The following is a 21,168-nucleotide window of genomic DNA, read 5'->3' as shown; positions in this document are numbered from 1 at the left end:
GAACTATCAGGGACTATCGGGGACTACCAGGCTGACAAAGTTCGGCCCCGCCTGCTGAACAGACGGGGCCGGAGGAACCTTCGTACCGATCAGGCGGGAAGCACGACGACGAAGCGCTGCGGCTCCTCGCCCTCGGACTCACTGCGCAGACCCGCGGCCTTGACCGCGTCGTGGACGACCTTGCGCTCGAAGGGCGTCATGGGCTTCATCTTCACCGGCTCGCCGGAGCTCTTCACCTCGGCCGCGGCCTTGGCACCCAGCTCGGAGAGCTCCTCGCGCTTCTTGGCGCGGTAGCCCGCGATGTCCAGCATCAGTCGGCTGCGGTCCCCGGTCTCCCGGTGAACGGCCAGCCGGGTGAGCTCCTGGAGGGCCTCGAGTACCTCGCCGTCGCGACCGACCAGCTTCTGCAGGTCGCGGCCGCCGGCGTCGCTGATGATCGAGACAGCGGCGCGATCGGCCTCGACGTCCATGTCGATGTCGCCGTCGAGATCGGCGATATCCAGCAGACCCTCGAGGTAGTCCGCCGCGATCTCGCCTTCCTGCTCAAGGCGGGTCAGAGTGTCGCCCTCAGCGGCGGCGGAGGTGGTGCCTTCCGTCACGGGATGGACTCCTTCTTACTTCTTGGACGGGGACTTGGGCCGCTGCGGACCCTTGCGCTGTCCGGACTGGGCTTTGCTGCGGGTACCGGTGCCCGGCTTGTTGCCGCCGCCTGCCGGCTTGGGGGCAGGCTTGGCGTCCTCCGGCTGAGCGTCCTCCGGATCGTCGGACTTGGTCAGCGAAGTCTTCGGCTCGGACTCGCCCGCCGCCTTCGCCCCACCGGCCGCCGGTCCCGACTGTCGCTGGGACTTGGACTGGCGCTTCGGCTGCTGACGCTTGGGAGCGCCGCTGCCCGTGGTGGTCGTGGTGCCGTCCTCGGTCTCGACGACCGTCGCGGCCTCACCCTTCACCACGTTGCCGTCAGCCTGGGCCACCAGGCCCACCTTGGTCAGGCTGTTGATGAACTTGCGCTCGAACTCGTTACGGTCACGGCCCTTGGCCACGATCGCCTTGACGATGGCCTTCTCACCACGGCCGCGCGTCTTCTCGTGCTGCGTGACGTGCTTCTGCAGGCGCTCGAGGTACGCGGCCTGAGCCTTGGAACCCGGGGTCGGGTTGTTGCGGATGACGTACATCTGCTGGCCCATGGTCCACACGTTCGTGGTCAGCCAGTAGACGAGGACACCGACCGGGAAGTTGATGCCGAAGACGGCGAACATGACCGGGAAGACGTACATCAGCATCTTCTGCTGCTGCATGAAGGGCGTCTTCACCGTGGTGTCGACGTTCTTCGTCATCAGCTGACGCTGGGTGTAGAACTGCGAGCTCGACATCAACACGATCATGATCGCGGTGACGACCCGGACATCGGTCAGCGTGGCACCGAGCTGGGCGACCTTGTCGGCGCTGTCGGTGAACTTCGCCGCGAGCGGTGCGCCGAAGATGTGCGCCTTACGGGCGCTGGCGAGCAGCTGATCGTCGATGACGCCGATCGTCTTGCCCGTCGCGATGCCGTTGAGCACGTGGTACAGAGCGAAGAAGAACGGCGACTGCGCCAGGATGGGAAGGCACGAGGAGAGCGGGTTGGTACCCGTCTCCTTGTACAGCTTCATCATCTCTTCGGACTGGCGCTGCTTGTCGTTCTTGTAGCGCTCCTGGATCTTCTTCATCTCGGGCTGCAGCGTCTGCATCGCCCGAGTCGACTTGATCTGCTTCACGAAGAGCGGAATGAGGCAGATACGGATCAGGATCACCAGGGACACGATGGACAGGCCCCAGGCCCAGCCCGTGTTGGGGCCGAAGATCGCCCCGTATACGGAGTGGAACTGAACGATGACCCAGGAAACGGGTGTCGTGATGAAGCTGAACAGACTGGCAATCGTGTCCACTAATCAGGCTCCTTGAGCATGGGACGGGGTCTCGGCGGCCGGGCTCGAGGGATGGTCGGACATTCCATGCCCCTCAATGGCCGGTTCGGCGGCGGAGTTCCCGCCCTTGCGTGCACGCCAGGCGTTACGCAGCATTTCGTGCCACCGCGGACGCTTGCGTGGCGGAACATGGTCCACGCCGCCCAGCGACCACGGATTGCACCGGAGGATGCGCCAGGCGGTGAGTGCCGTTCCCTTGATCGCACCGTGCCGGTCGATGGCCTGGTAGCCGTAGTGGGAGCACGACGGGTAGTACTTGCACACCGGCCCGAGCAGCGGGCTGATGGTCCACTGGTACAGCTTGATAAGAGCCAGCAGCGGGTACTTCATCGCGCGCCCCCTCCCAGTAGCCGCTGAAGGGCGGCATCCAGGTCTCGGGCCAGCTGTTCATGGTCGGCGTCGCCCGCACCGGGCAGCGCTCGTACGACTACCAGGCTACCGGGGGGCAGCAGGGCGACCCGGTCACGCATCAGATGGCGAAGTCTGCGCTTCACCTTGTTGCGTATGACGGCTCCGCCCACGGCCTTGCTCACGACGAAACCCGCACGCGTCGGGGGAGCGCTCTCCCCAGGCGCGTGCGGGTCCGTTGCACCGCTACGTAGATGAACGACGAGAAGCGGGCGTCCGGCCCGGCGTCCTCGGCGTACTGCGGTCGCGAAGTCCTCGCGCCGCCTCAGCCGATGCTCGGTAGGCAGCACGACATCATGACCTGTAAGTAATCAGGCGGACAGGCTCGCGCGGCCCTTGCCACGGCGGTTCGCGAGAATCGCGCGGCCGGCACGGGTGCGCATCCGCAGGCGGAAGCCGTGGGTCTTGGCGCGACGACGGTTGTTCGGCTGGAAGGTGCGCTTGCTCACTCGGGGGCTCCAGAAAGAATCGGTGGTGGCGGGGTGCCGCCCTGGCTGTCACCGTGCGCCCACGAGGTAGCTCGTATTACGCCCGAGTGCACCGCTTCCCGATCACTCTTCGCGATCTGTGCCCATCGGAGGCAGGCGGCAGCAGCCATCGACAACTCGACCTGGTTACGGTACGCGCGGCTGCGCCATCCGGTCAAACCAGCTCCTGGCGGGAGACACTATCCACAGGCTGGGGACAACAACTTGAACCGCAGCGGTCGCCCTGACTACCGTGGCTGAACTCCGATTCGTTCCCTTCTCACCGCCCCAGCGGATTTGTGCCCACCGCCCCACCCGACTGACATCCCAACCTGTTCCCAGAACCACACGTTCGTGGGACCCGTGAGAGAGCGTGCCCTGTGGCTGACGTACCTGCCGATCTTGCCGCAGTGTGGCCACGAGTACTGGAACAGCTCCTCGGTGAGGGCCGCGGTCAGGGTGTGGAGGCCAAGGACGAGCACTGGATCAAGCGCTGCCAGCCCCTGGCGCTGGTCGCGGACACCGCGCTGCTCGCGGTTCCGAACGAATTCGCGAAGGGCGTCCTCGAGGGGCGCCTCGCGCCGATCGTCAGCGACACGCTGAGCCGCGAGTGCGGCCGCCCGATCCGCATCGCGATCACCGTCGACGACTCGGCCGGGGAACCGCAGCCTCCGACCCCGCCCGCCCCCCAGCCCCGGTACGAGGAGCCCGAGCTCCCCTCCGGCACCGGCCAGGGCCGTGACGCGTACGACAGCCCGGGTGGCAACGAGCGAAATCCCTACGGCGGCCAGAGCGGCGAGGACCGGAACGCTTACGGCGGCAGCCAGAGCGTCGAGGACCGCTACGGCGGCCAGGGCCGTGACGAGCGCCACGGTTACGACTCCCAGGGCCGCGAGGACCGCGGCGGCTACGACTCCCCGGGCCGTGACGAGCGCAACCCCTATGACACACAGCGTCGCGACGGATACGAGGGGTACGGCCGCCACCGCGCCGACGACCACCGGAGTGACCACCGAGGCGGTCGCTCCGACCAGCTCCCAGGCGCCCCCGGCGACCAGCTGCCGCCCGGCCGCCCCGACCAGCCGTCCTCCTCCCGCGCGGACCACCTGCCGACCGCCCGCCCCGCCTACCCGGACTACCAGCGCCCCGAGCCCGGTGCCTGGCCGAGGCACGCCCAGGACGACTACGGCTGGCAGCAGCAGCGCCTCGGCTTCCCGGAGCGCGACCCGTACGCCTCCCCCTCGCAGGACTACCGGCCGCAGTCGATGGACCGCCCGCCCTACGAGCAGCAGCGCCAGGACTACGACCAGCCGCGCTCCGAATACGAGCGCCCAGACCGCCGCGACCTCCAGGAGCCGTCCTCGGGCGGTGCACCACTGCATCGCGGCGGCCCCTCGCTGCCGTCCTCCAGCGGCACGCCCGGCCCGCTGGGTGCGAAGCCCGCGCCGGCGTCCGGTCCGGGCGAGCCCACCGCGCGCCTCAACCCGAAGTACCTCTTCGACACCTTCGTCATCGGCGCCTCGAACCGCTTCGCGCACGCCGCCGCGGTCGCCGTCGCGGAGGCGCCGGCGAAGGCGTACAACCCCCTCTTCATCTATGGGGAGTCGGGTCTCGGCAAGACGCACCTGCTGCACGCGATCGGGCACTACGCGCGCAGCCTCTACCCGGGCACGCGTGTGCGGTACGTGAGCTCCGAGGAGTTCACCAACGAGTTCATCAACTCCATCCGCGACGGCAAGGGCGACAGCTTCCGCAAGCGGTACCGCGAGATGGACATCCTGCTCGTCGACGACATCCAGTTCCTGGCGGACAAGGAGTCGACGCAGGAGGAGTTCTTCCACACCTTCAACACGCTTCACAACGCGAACAAGCAGATCGTGCTCTCCAGTGACCGGCCGCCCAAGCAGCTGGTGACCCTGGAGGACCGGTTGCGGAACCGTTTCGAGTGGGGTCTGATCACCGACGTCCAGCCGCCCGAGCTGGAGACGCGTATCGCGATCCTTCGTAAGAAGGCGGTACAGGAGCAGCTCAACGCCCCGCCGGAGGTGCTCGAGTTCATCGCGTCCCGGATCTCGCGCAACATCCGCGAGCTGGAGGGCGCGCTGATCCGGGTGACGGCGTTCGCGTCGCTCAACCGGCAGCCGGTGGATCTCGGTCTGACGGAGATCGTCCTGAAGGACCTGATCCCGGGCGGTGAGGACTCCGCCCCGGAGATCACCGCGACCGCGATCATGGCGGCCACCGCGGACTACTTCGGCCTCACGGTGGACGACCTGTGCGGCTCCTCGCGCAGTCGCGTCCTGGTGACGGCACGGCAGATCGCGATGTACCTCTGCCGCGAGCTCACCGATCTGTCGCTGCCGAAGATCGGCGCGCAGTTCGGCGGCCGCGACCACACGACCGTCATGCACGCCGATCGCAAGATCCGCGCGCTGATGGCCGAGCGCCGCTCCATCTACAACCAGGTCACCGAACTGACCAACCGCATCAAGAACGGCTGACAGGCGAGGCGGTACGCCGCCAAGGGCGCCCCGGGACACCTTCCCGAGGGCGCCTTTCGCTGTTCCGGCCGGCGGCTCTCGCGGTTCCGGCCCGCGGTTCTCGCGCGCGCGTCACGTCTGTGCCGGGTTTCGGCGGCCGTCCCGGAAGCCCTCGGAGCCCTCCCGGCACCCGCTCCAGGAGGGCTCCGAGGGCTTCTGGGACCTGTCCCGAGGCCGTCGTCCCTCGTTTCACCGCTACCGGAACGACATCAGTTGTTCGAATACGAGCCTGGTTACGGCCACTCTCCACAGATTTGGTGACTTTCTGGCGTCCACACCCTGGGGACCGCGAAGTTGTCCCGATCGTATCCACAGGGTGTGCTGTTGAAAGTCCATCGGGCCAGGTCAGCCCCCTGTGGATTCGTGGACGAACACTCTCCACAGACTGTGGACGAAGGAAAGATCCACAGGCTGTGCACGAAGTTGTCCACCGACGGCCCACAGGCTGGAGCCGGTTGTCCCCAGTCATCCCCAGCTTCTCCACACCCCTGTCCACTGTTCGGCAACGTGACGCGCCCGCTCACCGTGTCGAGTGAAAGGCGTCACACCAAGGTGCCGGATTGGCCTGTGGGGAACGCGGGTAAAGCTGGGGACGGATCTGGGGAGAAGTGGCCCGAGGCTGTGCATCGAGTGTGCAGAACTTTTCGTCGTCCACAGAGACCCCCGGTTGTCCACCGCCTCCACCCACAGGGTCAGTGGACAAAAAAGACCGGCTGACCTGCGAAAACGCGGTTATCCACGGTTTCCACAGGCCCTACTACTAAGACCAACTAGAGAGAGCCTGGGAATCGATTCGAAGACGGGGCTGTGCACAACTCGCTCTCGGAGGCTCCGGTGCCGCTCGGCACGACTTGACCCCGAGGGGCACCGACTGTCAGTGCGGTGCGTCAGACTGGTCCCCGGTGTCCTTCCCGCCACAGGGCTGAACGACACCGAGTCAGACGACGAAGGCCAGCAGGGCGAGAGCGCCGGCAACAGACGGAGGCGGCAACGGTGAAGATCCGGGTGGAACGCGACGTACTCGCGGAGGCAGTGGCCTGGGCGGCACGCAGCCTCCCGGCCCGTCCGCCGGCGCCTGTGCTCGCCGGCCTCCTTCTGAAGGCCGAGGAGGGCGCACTGAGCCTCTCCAGCTTCGACTACGAGGTCTCGGCACGCGTCTCGGTGGACGCGGAGGTCGACGAGGAGGGCACGGTCCTCGTCTCCGGCCGCCTGCTCGCGGACATCTGCCGCGCCCTCCCCAACCGGCCGGTGGAGATTTCCACAGACGGTGTACGGGCGACCGTGGTCTGCGGCTCCTCGCGATTCACACTCCACACCCTGCCTGTGGAGGAGTACCCGGCGCTGCCGCAGATGCCGTCGGCGACCGGCACCGTCCCGGGTGAGGTCTTCGCCTCGGCGGCCGCTCAGGTGGCCATCGCGGCGGGCCGTGACGACACGCTGCCCGTGCTCACCGGCGTGCGCATCGAGATCGAGGGCGACACCGTCACGCTGGCCTCCACCGACCGCTACCGCTTCGCGGTCCGCGAGTTCCTGTGGAAGCCGGAGAACCCCGAGGCGTCCGCGGTGGCCCTGGTGCCCGCCAAGACGCTCCTGGACACCGCCAAGGCCCTCACGAGCGGTGACAGCGTGATCCTGGCGCTGTCCGGCTCGGGCGCCGGCGAGGGGCTCATCGGCTTCGAGGGGGCGGGCCGGCGGACGACCACTCGCCTGCTGGAGGGCGACCTCCCGAAGTACCGCACGCTCTTCCCGACGGAGTTCAACTCCGTCGCCGTGATCGAGACCGCCCCCTTCGTGGAGGCCGTCAAGCGCGTGGCCCTGGTCGCCGAGCGCAACACCCCGGTGCGTCTCAGCTTCGAGCAGGGCGTGCTGATCCTGGAGGCCGGCTCCAGCGACGACGCACAGGCTGTGGAAAGGGTCGACTCCCAGCTGGAGGGCGACGACATCTCGATCGCCTTCAACCCGACGTTCCTGCTCGACGGCCTGAGCGCCATCGACTCGCCGGTCGCGCAACTCTCCTTCACGACATCCACGAAGCCCGCGCTGCTCAGCGGCAAGCCCGCCGTGGACGCCGAGGCGGACGAGGCCTACAAGTACCTGATCATGCCTGTGCGTCTGAGTGGCTGAGTGCTGTGGAGCTCGCCGGACGGCCGGTCCGATCGGCCGTCCGGTCCGGCGGGCGTGTCCACAGGTGGGGTGTACGCCTGAGCGGCTATGCCCACAGGTGTGCGTGAGCGTCCGGGTTTAGGCTCAGACACAGGTACGAAAGTGCCTTCACGCCACGTCGCAAACCTAAGGAACAACCTGATGGAGCTCGGTCTCGTCGGCCTCGGCAAGATGGGCGGCAACATGCGCGAGCGGATCCGCCGCGCAGGCCACACCGTCATCGGATACGACCGCAATCCGGACCTCGCCGATGTCCACAGCCTGGAAGAACTAGTGGGCAAGCTCAAGGGCCCGCGCGTGGTGTGGGTGATGGTCCCGGCGGGTGCGGCCACGCAGTCCACCGTCGACCAGCTCGGCGAGCTCCTGGAGCCCGGTGACGTCGTCGTGGACGGCGGCAACTCGCGCTGGACGGACGACGAGAAGCACGCGGAGGAGCTGGCAGCCAAGGGCATCGGCTTCGTCGACTGCGGCGTCTCCGGCGGCGTCTGGGGCCTGGAGAACGGCTACGCGCTGATGTACGGCGGCGACGTCGAGAACATCACGAAGGTGCAGCCGATCTTCGACGCCCTCAAGCCGGAAGGCGACTTCGGCGCGGTGCACGCCGGCAAGGTCGGCGCGGGCCACTTCTCCAAGATGGTCCACAACGGCATCGAGTACGCCATGATGCAGGCCTACGCCGAGGGCTGGGAGCTCCTGGAGAAGGTCCACTCCGTCACCGACGTGCGTGAGGTCTTCCGCTCCTGGCAGGAAGGCACCGTCATCCGCTCCTGGCTGCTCGACCTCGCCGTCAACGCGCTGGACGAGGACGAGCACCTGGAGAAGCTGCGCGGCTACGCACAGGACTCCGGCGAGGGCCGGTGGACGGTGGAAGCCGCCATCGACCACGCGGTACCGCTGCCCGCGATCACCGCGTCGCTGTTCGCGCGGTTCGCCTCGCGGCAGGAGGACTCGCCGCAGATGAAGATGGTCGCCGCGCTGCGCAACCAGTTCGGCGGCCACGCCGTCGAGACGAAGTAATCCACAGATCCACAGGCCGTCAGGTGGTGGATCCACAACCCTGGGGGAGGTCGGCGAACGACCATGCACGTCACGCATCTGTCGCTGGCCGACTTCCGCTCGTACGCCCGGGTCGAGGTCCCGCTCGACCCGGGCGTCACCGCGTTCGTGGGCCCCAACGGACAGGGCAAGACGAATCTGGTCGAGGCGGTCGGCTATCTCGCGACCCTCGGCAGCCACCGCGTCTCCTCCGACGCGCCGCTGGTACGCATGGGCGCCGACCGGGCGATCATCCGGGCCAGTGTCCGCCAGGGCGAGCGTCAGCAGCTCGTCGAGCTGGAGCTGAACCCCGGCAAGGCCAACCGTGCCCGAATCAACAGGTCCTCGCAGGTCAGGCCCCGTGACGTGCTCGGCATCGTGCGGACCGTGCTGTTCGCGCCCGAGGATCTCGCGCTGATCAAGGGCGACCCCGGTGAGCGGCGCCGCTTCCTCGACGAGCTGGTCACCGCCCGCTCCCCGCGGATGGCTGGCGTCCGCTCCGACTACGAGCGGGTTCTCAAGCAGCGCAACACCCTCCTGAAGTCGGCCGCGCTGGCCCGCCGCCACGGCGGCCGCACCATGGACCTCTCCACGCTCGACGTGTGGGACCAGCACCTCGCGCGCGTGGGCGCCGAGCTGCTCGCCCAGCGGCTCGACCTGGTCGCCGCGATCCAGCCGCTGGCCGACAAGGCGTACGAGCAGCTGGCCCCCGGTGGCGGACCCGTAGCCCTGGAGTACAAGCCGTCCGCGCCCGGCGAGGCGCACACCCGCGAGGACCTGTACGAGCAGCTGATGGCGGCGCTCGCCGAGGTCCGCAAGCAGGAGGTCGAGCGGGGCGTGACCCTTGTAGGACCCCATCGGGACGATCTGGTTCTCAAACTCGGTCAGCTGCCCGCCAAGGGATACGCCTCCCACGGCGAGTCCTGGTCGTATGCGCTGGCGCTGCGCCTTGCCTCGTACGACCTGCTGAGGGCCGAGGGGAACGAACCGGTGCTCGTCCTCGACGACGTCTTCGCCGAGTTGGACAGCCGCAGAAGAGAGCGTCTCGCGGAACTCGTCGCCCCCGGTGAGCAGGTCCTTGTGACGGCCGCCGTCGACGACGACGTACCGGACGTACTGACGGGGACGCGATACACCGTCTCCGAGGGCATGGTGGAGCGGGTATGACGGAGAACACACCCGACGCATCGTGGGCATCCGGGAAAGCTCCCAAGAAGGCGCCGGAAAACAAAGCACCGGAAACGGCCTCCAAGAAGACCCCCGAGCCCTCCGGCGTCGACCTCGCGCGCGTGGCGTTGCGCGCGGCGAAGGAGCAGGCACGCGCGCGCGGGGACGCGGCGCAGCAGAAGAAGCAGGCGCGGCGCGGCGGCGGCCTCCGCTCCGGCGCGCGCGCCGACGGGCGCGACCCGATGGCGCTCGGCGCCGCGATCAACAGGCTGCTCACCGAGCGCGGCTGGGAGACCCCGGCCGCGGTGGGCGGTGTGATGGGCCGCTGGCCGCAGATCGTCGGCGAGGACCTGGCCAAGCACTGCGTTCCGCTGAAGTACGACGACGATCCGGCCGAGCGGGTGCTGACCGTGCAGTGCGACTCGACGGCCTGGGCGACCCAGTTGCGGCTGCTCGCTCCGCAGGTGGTGGCGCGGCTGAACCAGGACCTCGGGCACGGCACGGTGCGGCTGATCAAGGTGCAGGGCCCCAGTGGTCCCGCACGCCGTTTCGGCCCCCTGCGTGCCCCCGGAAGCACGGGTCCCGGCGACACCTACGGGTGACAGAGGCCACATCGAGGGGCCCCTGCGCGGGAGTGCACGCGGTTGCGAACACCGACCTGACTCCGCGGTAGCCAAGGGTTGACACCCGGAAGCGCTGAGTGCCGCTGTGAGCCTCTTTGAGCCCGGGTCCACATATGGGGAGTCGGGAGAGACCGGTTCAGGGCGGCACATGCGGACTCAGGTACCGGCAAACCCCCATCACTGTCGGCGCTACCGGTAGACTGGAAGCTAATCCCGCCCCGCTTGCGGGGACCGTCCGGGAAAAGCTGAGCAACGCTGATCAAGGCTTACCAACGCAACGTGCCGCAGCCGCTCCGGCAACCCGCCGACGAGCTTGGCTTGTGCTGTGCCAGAAAGGGCGCTTCGTGGCCGATTCCGGCAACCCCAACGAGAACATCCCGTCCACCGACGCCGGCGACAACGCCGAGGCCACGACCTCGAACGGCGAGGTCACAGCCTCGTACGACGCCAGCGCCATCACCGTCCTCGAGGGTCTGGACGCGGTTCGCAAGCGACCCGGTATGTACATCGGCTCGACCGGTGAGCGCGGACTGCACCACCTCGTGTACGAGGTCGTCGACAACTCCGTCGACGAGGCGCTGGCCGGCCACGCGGACACGATCGACATCACGATCCTGGCCGACGGCGGCGTGCGTGTCGTGGACAACGGCCGTGGCATCCCCGTGGGCATCGTCCCCTCCGAGGGGAAGCCGGCCCTCGAGGTCGTGCTGACGGTCCTGCACGCGGGCGGTAAGTTCGGCGGCGGCGGCTACGCGGTCTCCGGTGGTCTGCACGGCGTCGGCGTCTCCGTCGTGAACGCCCTGTCGAGCAAGGTCTCCGTCGAGGTCAAGACCGACGGACGCCGCTGGACGCAGGACTACAAGATGGGCGTCCCGACCGCCCCTCTCGCCGAGCACGAGGCCATCGACGAGACCGGTACCTCGGTCACGTTCTGGGCCGACGGCGACATCTTCGAGACGACCGAGTACTCCTTCGAGACGCTTTCGCGGCGCTTCCAGGAGATGGCGTTCCTCAACAAGGGTTTGACGATCAAACTCACTGATGAGCGTGAGTCGGCGAAGGCCACGGCCGGTGCGGACGAGGCGGGTGCGGACGAGAAGGCCGAGGTCAAGACCGTCACGTACCACTACGAGGGCGGCATCGTCGACTTCGTGAAGTACCTCAACTCCCGCAAGGGAGACGTGGTGCACCCCACCGTCATCGATCTCGAGGCCGAGGACAAGGACAAGAGCCTGTCCCTCGAGGTCGCGATGCAGTGGAACAGCGGCTACAGCGAGGGCGTGTACTCCTTCGCCAACATCATCCACACCCACGAGGGCGGTACGCACGAGGAGGGCTTCCGTGCTGCGCTGACCTCGCTGATCAACAAGTACGCGCGCGACAAGAAGCTGCTGCGCGAAAAGGACGACAACCTCACGGGCGACGACATTCGCGAGGGTCTGACCGCGATCATCTCGGTCAAGCTGAGCGAGCCCCAGTTCGAGGGCCAGACCAAGACCAAGCTCGGCAACACGGAGGCGAAGACCTTCGTCCAGAAGGCCGTCTACGAGCACCTCAACGACTGGCTGGACCGCAACCCGAACGAGGCCGCGGACATCGTCCGCAAGTCCATCCAGGCGGCCACCGCGCGCGTGGCGGCCCGCAAGGCCCGCGACCTCACCCGCCGCAAGGGCCTCCTGGAGACGGCGTCCCTGCCGGGCAAGCTGTCCGACTGCCAGTCGAACGACCCCACCAAGTGCGAGATCTTCATCGTCGAGGGTGACTCCGCCGGCGGCTCGGCCAAGTCCGGCCGCAACCCGCAGTACCAGGCGATCCTCCCGATCCGAGGCAAGATCCTCAACGTCGAGAAGGCGCGGATCGACAAGATCCTGCAGAACCAGGAGATCCAGGCGCTGATCTCGGCCTTCGGTACCGGAGTCCACGAGGACTTCGACATCGAGAAGCTCCGGTATCACAAGATCATCCTGATGGCGGACGCCGACGTCGACGGCCAGCACATCAACACCCTGTTGCTGACCTTCCTCTTCCGCTTCATGCGGCCGCTGGTCGAGGCCGGGCACGTGTTCCTGTCGCGCCCCCCGCTGTACAAGATCAAGTGGGGCCGGGACGACTTCGAGTACGCGTACTCGGACCGTGAGCGCGACGCGCTGATCGAGCTGGGCAAGCAGGCCGGCAAGCGCATCCGCGACGACTCGGTCCAGCGCTTCAAGGGCCTCGGCGAGATGAACGCCGAGGAGCTGCGCATCACGACCATGGACCAGGAGCACCGGGTCCTCGGCCAGGTCACGCTCGACGACGCAGCCCAGGCCGACGACCTGTTCTCGGTCCTCATGGGCGAGGACGTCGAGGCCCGCCGCGCGTTCATCCAGCGCAATGCCAAGGACGTCCGCTTCCTCGACATCTGAGTCGGTCTCAGCTGACCGCAGCAGAAAGGATCTTCACCAGCAATGGCCGACGAGAACACTCCCAGCACGCCTGAAGAAGGCGGCGAGATCACCCTGCGCGTCGAGCCCGTCGGGCTCGAGACGGAGATGCAGCGCTCGTATCTCGACTACGCGATGTCCGTCATCGTGTCGCGCGCGCTGCCCGACGTACGGGACGGCCTCAAGCCCGTCCACCGCCGCGTCCTGTACGCCATGTACGACGGCGGCTACCGGCCCGAGAAGGGCTTCTACAAGTGCGCCCGTGTCGTCGGCGACGTCATGGGCACCTACCACCCGCACGGCGACTCCTCGATCTACGACGCGCTGGTCCGCCTCGCGCAGCCGTGGTCGATGCGCATGCCGCTGGTGGACTCCAACGGCAACTTCGGCTCCCCGGGCAACGACCCCGCGGCCGCCATGCGCTACACCGAGTGCAAGATGGCGCCGCTGTCCATGGAGATGGTCCGTGACATCGACGAGGAGACCGTCGACTTCACGGACAACTACGACGGCCGCAACCAGGAGCCGACGGTTCTGCCGGCCCGGTTCCCGAACCTGCTGATCAACGGCTCCGCGGGCATCGCGGTCGGCATGGCCACCAACATCCCGCCGCACAACCTCCGTGAGGTCGCGGCCGGCGCCCAGTGGTACCTCGAGAACCCCGAGGCCAGCCACGAGGAGCTGCTCGACGCCCTGATCGAGCGCATCAAGGGCCCCGATTTCCCGACCGGCGCCCTCGTAGTGGGCCGGAAGGGCATCGAGGAGGCGTACCGCACGGGCCGTGGCTCCATCACGATGCGCGCGGTCGTCGAGGTCGAGGAGATCCAGAACCGCCAGTGCCTGGTGGTCACCGAGCTCCCCTACCAGACCAACCCCGACAACCTCGCGCAGAAGATCGCCGACCTGGTCAAGGACGGCAAGGTCGGCGGCATCGCGGACGTCCGCGACGAGACGTCGTCCCGTACCGGCCAGCGGCTCGTGATCGTGCTCAAGAGGGACGCGGTCGCCAAGGTCGTCCTGAACAACCTCTACAAGCACACCGACCTGCAGTCGAACTTCGGCGCCAACATGCTGGCGCTGGTGGACGGCGTTCCGCGCACGCTGTCGCTCGACGCGTTCATCCGCCACTGGGTGACGCACCAGATCGAGGTCATCGTCCGTCGTACGCGCTTCAGGCTGCGCAAGGCCGAGGAGCGCGCGCACATCCTGCGTGGCCTCCTGAAGGCCCTGGACGCCATCGACGAGGTCATCGCGCTGATCCGGCGCAGTGACACCGTCGAGATCGCGCGCGAGGGCCTGATGGGCCTCCTGGAGATCGACGAGATCCAGGCGAACGCCATCCTCGAGATGCAGCTGCGTCGACTGGCCGCCCTGGAGCGTCAGAAGATCATCCAGGAGCACGACGAGCTCCAGGCGAAGATCACCGAGTACAACGCGATCCTCGCCTCGCCGGAGCGCCAGCGCTCCATCATCAGCGAGGAACTCACGGCGATCGTCGACAAGTTCGGCGAGGACCGTCGCTCCAAGCTGGTGCCCTTCGACGGTGACATGTCCATCGAGGACCTGATCGCCGAAGAGGACATCGTCGTCACCATCACGCGTGGCGGCTACATCAAGCGGACCAAGACCGAGGACTACCGCTCCCAGAAGCGGGGCGGCAAGGGCGTACGCGGCGCGAAGCTGAAGCAGGACGACATCGTCGACCACTTCTTCGTGTCGACCACGCACCACTGGCTGCTGTTCTTCACCAACAAGGGCCGCGTCTACCGTGCGAAGGCGTATGAGCTCCCGGACGCCGGGCGTGACGCGCGTGGACAGCACGTCGCGAACCTGCTGGCCTTCCAGCCGGACGAGGCGATCGCCGAGATCCTCGCGATCCGTGACTACGAGGCGGTGCCTTATCTGGTGCTGGCCACCAAGGGCGGCCTCGTGAAGAAGACGCCTCTGAAGGATTACGATTCCCCGCGCTCCGGCGGTGTCATCGCGATCAATCTCCGCGAGACGGAGGACGGTTCCGACGACGAACTGATCGGAGCCGAACTCGTCTCGGCCGAGGACGATCTGCTGCTGATCAGCAAGAAGGCGCAGTCGATCAGGTTCACTGCGACGGACGACGCGCTGCGGCCCATGGGCCGTGCGACCTCGGGCGTCAAGGGAATGAGTTTCCGCGAGGGCGACGAGCTGCTCTCGATGAATGTTGTTCGACCCGGTACGTTCGTGTTCACTGCTACGGACGGTGGGTACGCGAAGCGGACCGCCGTTGACGAGTACCGCGTTCAGGGTCGTGGTGGCCTCGGTATCAAGGCTGCCAAGATCGTCGAGGACCGCGGTTCCCTCGTCGGCGCGCTGGTGGTCGAGGAGACGGACGAGATCCTCGCCATCACCCTGTCCGGCGGTGTGATTCGTACGCGAGTCAACGAGGTCAGGGAGACGGGCCGTGACACCATGGGCGTCCAACTGATCAACCTGGGCAAGCGCGATGCCGTGGTCGGCATCGCTCGTAACGCCGAGGCCGGTCGCGAGGCGGAGGAAGTCGACGGCGAAATCGCCGAGGACGAGACCGCCGAGGGCGTCGAGGCCGTCGGTACGGACGAGGGCGAGCAGTCCTCGCCCGAGTAGCGCGAGGAGTGAAGTCATCGTGAGCGGAGCCACGGGCGCCGGATCGACCGGTACGGATACGGACGGCGGCCGTGGCTCCGCCGCGGAGGCGACTGACTCCCATGACTCTCATGGATCCCAGGGGGGAACTGTGACGGACACCCGAGGCCCGCAGGCCCAGCAGTACGCGGCCGGAGCGGGCCCGGCGGCGGCCGGTCCAGCCAAGACCAAGCCCGCGCCCGCCGGTGCGCCCGCTTCGACGCCTCCGCCGGGGGCCCCTCCGGCCGGTACGGCTGCTCCGGCGGCCCCCACAGGCGCCGGAGCCCCGGCCGGTGCCGGTGCTGCAGCCGGTGCCGCTGCCGGCTCCGCGCTGCCGGGGGAACGGCAGCCGCAGCAGCCCGCGCAGCCCTACCACCCGCCGCAGGCGTACCCGGCTCAGACGCCGTCGGGCGCCGTGCGTCGGCCCCGGACCGGCGCGCGCACCGCGCCGCGCACCCGCAAGGCGCGGCTGCGGGTGGCCAAGACCGACCCGTGGTCGGTGATGAAGGTCAGCTTCCTGCTTTCCATCGCGCTCGGCATCTGCACGATCGTGGCGGCGGCGGTGCTGTGGATGGTCCTGGACGCGATGGGCGTCTTCTCGACGGTCGGCGGCACGATTTCCGAGGCGACGGGTTCGAACGAGTCGAACGGTTTCGACCTGCAGTCGTTCCTCTCCCTGCCGCACGTCCTGATGTTCACGTCGATCATCGCGGTCATCGACGTCGTGCTCGCCACGGCGCTCGCGACGCTCGGCTCGTTCATCTACAACATCTCCGCGGGCTTCGTCGGCGGTGTCGAGCTGACGCTCGCCGAGGACGAGTAACAGCAGCTCGTCGGGCCCGGCCGGGAGGCCTGGGATACCGATTTTGGGACTGGCCGCGTCGTGCGCTAATCTTCAGAGGTCAGCGCGCGGGACACACACCGCAAAGCGCGGCGGGGCTATAGCTCAGTTGGTTAGAGCGCATCCCTGATAAGGATGAGGCCACAGGTTCAAATCCTGTTAGCCCCACCAGCACAAAGACCCCCGGTCCGGATGGATCGGGGGTCTTTGTCATCCCAAGCGCTTCAAGCACCCGTTTCGAAGCCTCGGTAAGCCTAGGGTCCCGTGCGGAGCCGGATCGCCTGCCGGGGTTGGAATTCGTCCGGCTCGATGAGAGCAAGAAGGCCGAGAGCCGGCTGCATGTCGACTTCAGGCCTGATGACCAGGGCGCCGAGGTGGCTCGCCTTGAGGCTCATGGCACGAAGCGTGTCGACATCGGCCAGGGGGACCAATCGTGGGTTGTCATGGCGGATCCCGAAGGCAATGAGTCAATGAGTTCTGTGTCCTTGGCCGACGGCGTCAGTAAGAACCTCTGAGCCCCCTGAGGCGGACAAGGGCGGTTCGGTCGCCGTGGGTGGGGTGTGCGGGCATGGCGAGGGCCCGGCAACTCTTTTCGAGGTGCCGGGCCTTCGGATCTGTGGGTTGCGGTGTACGCAAGTTCGCCGCTACGTCAGAGGAGAGGGGGCAGGGGATGGGCCCAGTCGCGTCTGTCAGCGCTGGAGGCGGATCTCGGGCTCGGTGTGGGCCTCAGGGGAGTAGAGCGACGTCAGGTCGACCGTGTCGGCCTCGGTCTGCGGGCGGTGGCGGCAGCTCGGTGAGGAGCCGTGGGCCTCGGCGCGGATGCGCTGTTTCATCGTGGGGGGCAGGGCCCGGCCGAAGGGGCCGTCCCAGGGAGAGATCATCGGCACTGTCGTGGAGACCGTGCTGTTGCGCGTCGTTTCGGCCTGCGGTACGGCCGCGGCCGCGGTGGTCGTGATGAATCCGAGCGCCGTGCACAGCGCGACGAAGGCGGTGACGATGGCGGTCCACAGCCTCATGACCTTGTTCTGGGTCATGGCCCCTCACTTTCGGGTCAGGCGATTTGCGTACTTTCCTCATGATGTGTATGTGGGCCGCGAAGTGGTGGACCGACGCCCGTGGCGCGTCGATGTTCAGATCAACACCACTCGGATGGGTGCAAGAGGTCCGGAAAGCGCCTGAAAGGTGCGTGAGGGTGCCGAAAAGTCACTGTGTGCGAGGTGTGATCACCCTGCGATACGACCGTGATTGGGGCAGCCTGGTCCGTTCCTACTGCTTCCCGCTGGGCGGGAGTTGGGGGTCGACGCAGGTCACCGATCGATATCGGTCGGTGTGTATAGTCGGGCGCTAGAGGTCCCCTACGTCAACGAAGGACGAGGTCGCGCGGTGAAGAAGCTTCTCCTGGTCGCACTGGCCGCCATCGGCGGGCTCCTCGTGTACCGCCAGATCCAGGCGGATCGCGCCGAGCAGGATCTGTGGACGGAGGCGACTGACTCCGTGCCCACGGGTTCGTGAGAATCGACACCAGTCTCAGATCAGACCCCGGCCGCCCTCGCGGTCGGGGTTTTGTATTGCCCGGAATCGCGACAGGGTTGTCCTGTATTCGCCCTTTGCTCACCCCTGATTCACTCAAGCAAACAAATTGATTGCGAGAGCGAAGCCGTCCGTCCTGTGGACGGGTTCTTTCGGCCGCTTGTACGGATAGCGGGGGTGGCTCCGTGACCGGCGGGGCAGGATGGGCCACGGTCCGGGGCTACGACGAGGGGTGGCGCGTGATGGGGCGGCGCACGGCATGGTGGCACGGTGGTCGGCCGCTCGCGGTCGTGGCAACGGTCTTGTGCGCGACGGCGGTGCTGCCCGGGCGGCCCGCCTCGGCAGCCGAGGCCGGTGCACCGAAGCCGTACGCCTTCGCGGTGAACGCCACGAAGGTCCAGGGCGCCATGGGCACCACGGACGCCGTACGGCTGGAGCCCGGCCGGACGTACCGGAGTTCCCTCGGCAAGGACGGCAAGCTCTACTACCGCCTCGAGCTCGACGCCTCCTCCAACGCGTACGTCGCCGCCACCGCCGTCCCCAGGGCCGGCACCACGGTCGCCTACTCCGACGGCGTCAAGGTCTCCGTACAGGACGGCAACGGCGGAGCCTGTTCCTCCGCCACGACCGCCCACTTCGGCGCCTCCCAGAGCCCCCACCCCATCGCCGCCTCGGCGTCGCGCGAGATCGGTCCCGGCAAGTACGCCTGCCAGGCGGCCGGAACGTACTACGTGGTCGTCGAGCGCACCGCGGCGTCCGTCTCCTCGGCCTCCCCGTCCTCCTCCCCCGACGACTGGGACCTCGAACTGAGCTATGTGTCGGAACCCCGCCTGAAGAAGGCGGGTTCGACCAGTGCTCCAGAGACCTGGGACTCCGCCTCGCCCGAGGCCCTTCAGGGGGACGCGCGGCCACGCCGGGGCGGCGCGGGGTTCACCACGGCCTGCGCCCTCGAACAGGGAGTCTGGAAGGACGGGATCAGCCCTGGGCAGACGCTCTTCTACAAGGTGCCGGTCGACTGGGGACAGCAGCTCTACGCGACCGCCGAACTCGGCAGTTCGACCGGCGGCGACGGATTCGTGGGCACGGCTCTCGTCATGTCCCTCTACAACCCGGCGCGGGGACTCGTCACCGACGTGGGCGCCGGATACGACGGCAGCCAGCGGTCCGCCGCACTGGATCCGCTGCCGCCCGTCGAGTACGACAACCGCTACGCCTTCAGCAACCGGACCAGCGGCATGCGGTTCGCGGGTTCGTACTACCTCGTCGTTCATCTCGCGGCGCAGGTCGCCGACAAGTTCGCGGACGGGCCGTTCGGACTGACCTTGCGCGTACGGGTGGACGGCGGTGCGCAGAAGGGCCCGGCGTACGCGGGGCGGGCCGTACCGCGGGGCCTGTTCGACACCGCGACCGGTGACGACGTGTCGGCTACCGGTGGGTTGGTGCCTGCCGGAAGCGGCGGGAGCGACGACGGCACCACCATGAAGCTGGTCGCCGTGGGCGGCATCGGCACCGGGAGCGTCCTGGTGCTGGCGCTCGGGGTGTGGACGGTGGCCGCACGACGGCGGACGACGCCGCGCGGCTGGTAGGCCCGCCGAAGAGGGACAGGGCGTAGGGGACAGGGCTCAGGGGACGGGGCTCAGGGGGCAGGGCCTCATGGCGCGGGACGTCAGATCTGGGTCAGCGCCCAGAAGCCCACCGCGAAACAGGCCAGCGCGAGGAGCAGCAGGGGGACGGCCACCTTCGCGGGCGGTCCGGTGCGGGGCTGCGCGTGCTGATGCGTCGCGACGGTCGAATCCGTGGACCGCACGGGCGAGGGCAGCTGCGTGGATGTGTCGTCGAACGGCGGGGCGTAGGCCGGGCTCGGCGCCGGCGGCATGACCGAGGTGGGGGGAGTGGGGGGCTGGTCGGGCTGCCACGGGGACTGGGTCCGTGGCTGTGGCGGCGGCAGGTGGAAGCTGCCGGTGTCCGACATCGTGGACGGCTGCGGGGGCGTGGCGTCGGGCGGGAGATGCGGTGGTACGGCGTGGGGAGCGGACTCGTGCCGTACGGCGCGGGGAGCGGGTTCGTGTCGTACGTCGCCGGGGACGGGCTCCGGTCGTACGCCCCCCGAGTCCGACGCAGGCCATACGCCCCCCGAGTCGGACGTCGGCCCTGCGGCACCCGAGCCCGACGCCGGCCATGAGCCCTCGGAGGACGGGTCCGTCCACGCGGCCCCGGAGACGGGCTCCCGGGACAGTGCCCCGGATTCGTGACGCCACGATCCCGAGTTGTGTGGGCCAGAACCAGAAGCAGTGCCGGAACCGGTGCCAGAACCCGTGCCGGAAGGGGTACCGGTGCCGGAGGTGGAACCGTACGACGAAGCCGTGTGCTCCGCGGCGCGTGCCGTGGTCGCCCTGAGCGGTCCTTCCGGGCCGAACCCCGGGGGAAGCGGACCGAGTTGGTCGAAGACCTCGACCAGCTCGTCGTCGGGGCCGGGCTCGGGCAGCAGCTCGGCGGCCGAGGCCAGCGCCTTGCGTGCCCCGGTCGCGGTGCGGAACCGTGCCCGCGGGTCCGGCTGCAGCAGCGTGGCCACGACCTGCCACAGCGGCTCGGGGATGCTCTGGGGGGCGGGAGGTGTGCCGTTCTCCGCGAAGTACTCGATCAGGGCCTTGGCATCGGGTCTGGCCCCTTCGAGGAGATAGAGGGCGACCAGCCCGACGGCGAACAGATCGGCGGGGAAGTCCGGCTCGGCGCCCATCATCTGCTCGGGAGCGAAGTAACCGGGTGTTCCGACCACGTAGTTGGTCTCGGTCAGCCTCGGCTCACCCAGTCGCATCGCGATGCCGAAGTCGGACAGGCGCAGCCGTGGCCGGGCCGTACCGGTCGCTTCGAGCAGGATGTTGGCGGGCTTGATGTCACGGTGCACGACCCCCTCCGCGTGCACCGCGGCGGCTCCCGCGAGGAGCTGGTCGAGCAGGGTGCAGACGAACGGGGGCGGCAGCGGGCCGTAGTCGTTGACCAGATGGACCAGGGAGCCCCCGGCCACCAGATCCATGGTGAACAGGACCTTGTCGTCGTCGGCGGCCCAGCTGGCGGGCGCGAGCACATGAGGGTGATCGATCCGCAGCGCCTGCTCCCGCACGAAGCGCAGCAGCGCGTGCGCGTCGCTCTGCTGGAGCACCTTGGCGGCCACGTAACGGCGCCGCCGCTGATCCCAGGCGCGCCAGACCGCACCGACTCCCCCGCGGCCGATCGGGTCGACCAGTTCGTAGCGTCCGGCGAAGACCTCACCCATGGTCGTGCGTCGCTCCCCTTCGGCGGTCGGTCCGGAGGCCCCCCGTTGAGACGCCCGGCAACCTGAGGTACGGCGCCGACGGCATCCTGAACCCCC

General features: G+C 68.2%; 17 protein-coding genes, 1 tRNA gene and 1 pseudogene. 12 read left to right on the top strand and 7 right to left on the bottom strand.

The genetic code is table 11. The annotated features are described in order from the left end of the window. Window positions 1-89: 89 nt before the first annotated feature. The 5 genes from OG819_RS13305 to rpmH are packed head-to-tail and all read right to left on the bottom strand — an operon-like array spanning window position 90 to window position 2,821. Complete coding sequence (locus tag OG819_RS13305; RefSeq protein WP_266432646.1) at window positions 90-599, bottom strand: R3H domain-containing nucleic acid-binding protein; 510 nt, start codon at window positions 597-599, stop codon at window positions 90-92. A 15-nt stretch (window positions 600-614) separates the two neighbouring features. Continuing rightward, window positions 615-1,925, bottom strand: coding sequence for a membrane protein insertase YidC (gene yidC, locus OG819_RS13300; RefSeq protein WP_266626431.1), 1,311 nt, complete (start codon window positions 1,923-1,925; stop codon window positions 615-617). 3 nt (window positions 1,926-1,928) lie between these two features. After that, window positions 1,929-2,294: a membrane protein insertion efficiency factor YidD gene (gene yidD, locus OG819_RS13295; protein ID WP_054236429.1), complete on the bottom strand. Its 366-nt coding sequence runs from the start codon at window positions 2,292-2,294 to the stop codon at window positions 1,929-1,931. Continuing rightward, window positions 2,291-2,662 (bottom strand): ribonuclease P protein component, encoded by a 372-nt coding sequence (gene rnpA, locus OG819_RS13290; protein ID WP_266626433.1) that lies wholly within the window; start codon window positions 2,660-2,662, stop codon window positions 2,291-2,293. The genes yidD and rnpA overlap by 4 nt, the downstream gene beginning before the upstream one ends. Window positions 2,663-2,683: 21 nt before the next feature. Further along, window positions 2,684-2,821, bottom strand: coding sequence for a 50S ribosomal protein L34 (rpmH, locus tag OG819_RS13285; protein ID WP_006381191.1), 138 nt, complete (start codon window positions 2,819-2,821; stop codon window positions 2,684-2,686). Between the two features lie 398 nt (window positions 2,822-3,219). On the opposite strand from rpmH, the gene dnaA reads away from it, so the two are divergent. The 10 genes and pseudogenes from dnaA (at window position 3,220) to OG819_RS13235 (ending at window position 16,773) form a co-directional block, all read left to right on the top strand. Beyond that, a complete protein-coding gene (gene dnaA, locus OG819_RS13280; RefSeq protein ID WP_266649524.1) occupies window positions 3,220-5,340 on the top strand; it encodes a chromosomal replication initiator protein DnaA in 2,121 nt (706 codons plus the stop codon). Between the two features lie 1,032 nt (window positions 5,341-6,372). Continuing rightward, complete coding sequence (gene dnaN / locus OG819_RS13275) at window positions 6,373-7,503, top strand: DNA polymerase III subunit beta (RefSeq protein WP_266432623.1); 1,131 nt, start codon at window positions 6,373-6,375, stop codon at window positions 7,501-7,503. A gap of 180 nt (window positions 7,504-7,683) precedes the next feature. Next, window positions 7,684-8,559, top strand: coding sequence for a phosphogluconate dehydrogenase (NAD(+)-dependent, decarboxylating) (gene gnd, locus OG819_RS13270; RefSeq protein ID WP_266626436.1), 876 nt, complete (start codon window positions 7,684-7,686; stop codon window positions 8,557-8,559). Between the two features lie 63 nt (window positions 8,560-8,622). Continuing rightward, entirely contained in the window at window positions 8,623-9,744 is a 1,122-nt protein-coding gene (recF, locus tag OG819_RS13265; protein ID WP_266432618.1) for a DNA replication/repair protein RecF, read from the top strand. Then, window positions 9,741-10,346, top strand: a complete 606-nt coding sequence (locus tag OG819_RS13260; protein ID WP_266583869.1) for a DUF721 domain-containing protein — start codon at window positions 9,741-9,743, stop codon at window positions 10,344-10,346. The genes recF and OG819_RS13260 overlap by 4 nt, the downstream gene beginning before the upstream one ends. 341 nt (window positions 10,347-10,687) lie before the next feature. Beyond that, window positions 10,688-12,772, top strand: a complete 2,085-nt coding sequence (gene gyrB, locus OG819_RS13255) for a DNA topoisomerase (ATP-hydrolyzing) subunit B (RefSeq protein ID WP_323137144.1) — start codon at window positions 10,688-10,690, stop codon at window positions 12,770-12,772. A gap of 42 nt (window positions 12,773-12,814) precedes the next feature. Further along, window positions 12,815-15,409 (top strand): DNA gyrase subunit A, encoded by a 2,595-nt coding sequence (gene gyrA, locus OG819_RS13250; protein WP_060901641.1) that lies wholly within the window; start codon window positions 12,815-12,817, stop codon window positions 15,407-15,409. Window positions 15,410-15,428: 19 nt separating this feature from the next. Beyond that, complete coding sequence (locus OG819_RS13245) at window positions 15,429-16,250, top strand: DUF3566 domain-containing protein (protein ID WP_266649523.1); 822 nt, start codon at window positions 15,429-15,431, stop codon at window positions 16,248-16,250. A gap of 112 nt (window positions 16,251-16,362) precedes the next feature. Then, window positions 16,363-16,439: transfer RNA gene (locus OG819_RS13240), tRNA-Ile, on the top strand. A gap of 41 nt (window positions 16,440-16,480) precedes the next feature. Beyond that, a pseudogene (locus tag OG819_RS13235) lies at window positions 16,481-16,773 on the top strand (VOC family protein). Between the two features lie 184 nt (window positions 16,774-16,957). Here OG819_RS13235 and OG819_RS13230 read toward each other — a convergent pair. After that, complete coding sequence (locus OG819_RS13230) at window positions 16,958-17,302, bottom strand: DUF6344 domain-containing protein (protein ID WP_266626446.1); 345 nt, start codon at window positions 17,300-17,302, stop codon at window positions 16,958-16,960. A 349-nt stretch (window positions 17,303-17,651) separates the two neighbouring features. Between OG819_RS13230 and OG819_RS13225 the strand changes: the two genes are divergently transcribed. After that, window positions 17,652-17,780, top strand: a complete 129-nt coding sequence (locus OG819_RS13225; RefSeq protein WP_003999697.1) for a DLW-39 family protein — start codon at window positions 17,652-17,654, stop codon at window positions 17,778-17,780. Between the two features lie 203 nt (window positions 17,781-17,983). Continuing rightward, window positions 17,984-19,384 (top strand): hypothetical protein, encoded by a 1,401-nt coding sequence (locus OG819_RS13220; protein WP_266649522.1) that lies wholly within the window; start codon window positions 17,984-17,986, stop codon window positions 19,382-19,384. A gap of 80 nt (window positions 19,385-19,464) precedes the next feature. Here the strand turns inward: OG819_RS13220 and OG819_RS13215 are convergent, their stop codons facing one another. Next, window positions 19,465-21,072: a serine/threonine protein kinase gene (locus OG819_RS13215; protein ID WP_266649521.1), complete on the bottom strand. Its 1,608-nt coding sequence runs from the start codon at window positions 21,070-21,072 to the stop codon at window positions 19,465-19,467. Window positions 21,073-21,168 lie beyond the last annotated feature (96 nt).

Source organism: Streptomyces sp. NBC_01549 (genome assembly GCF_026339955.1).
Taxonomy (GTDB): domain Bacteria; phylum Actinomycetota; class Actinomycetes; order Streptomycetales; family Streptomycetaceae; genus Streptomyces.
This window is presented reverse-complemented; position numbering and strand designations above follow the sequence as displayed.